A 717-nucleotide genomic window follows, 5' to 3' on the forward strand; every position below is an offset into this window, starting at 1 on the left:
CAGGGTTGAGGGTAAGTTGTGGCTGCCGGAAAAACACCGGGAACTGGTGCAGATATGGCTGGCCATGAAGTTACCCTATGCGGTAGAACTGATCCGCACCCTGGAAGGACACTATTTGGTACATTTGACATTTGAAGTGGTCAGGGTGCAGGAACCGGACTTTGCTAAAGGTTGTCTGGCTATAGACACAAACCCTGATGGGGTAGCCCTGTGTAACGTTAGCGCTTCCGGCCAGCCGGAACCGTGGCCGGAGGGTTTTAATATTCCTTATCCCGGCAACCTGGGCAAGTACGAAGGAGAGTTTCAGGTTATCCCTTACCCGAACGGCTTTCTTTATATCAGAATACCAGACTTAGCCCATGCTTCCAGCTTCCGACGCAGCTACCTGATAGGCGTTTTAGCCAGAGTAGTGGTAGATATAGCTTTCTTATTAGGTAAACCAATTGTTTTAGAAAATCTGAACTTTAGCAAAGACAGACTGGACACTAATAAAAAGTTTAACCGAATGGCTTCCAATTTTCCATTTGCGAAAATGGTAGGGGCAATGTATCGAAGAGCGATAAAAGAAAGGGTGCCTTTCAAGTTAGTATCACCCCGGCACACGTCCACCATAGGTTACTGGAAGTATATGAAACGTTACGCCGTTCCGGTGCATTGCGCGGCGGCACTGGTTATAGGTCGTCGGGCAATGGGGTTCAGGGAACGGGTGACTGAAGA

At 48.5% G+C, this 717-nt stretch carries 1 pseudogene; it reads left to right on the top strand.

Features of this window, described 5'->3' with window-relative positions:
- Positions 1-717 (top strand): annotated as a pseudogene (locus tag ULO1_RS09075) (IS200/IS605 family element transposase accessory protein TnpB); the annotation flags it as partial.

Origin of the sequence: Carboxydocella sp. ULO1, from assembly GCF_002049255.1 — a bacterium.
In the GTDB taxonomy this organism is placed as follows: domain Bacteria; phylum Bacillota.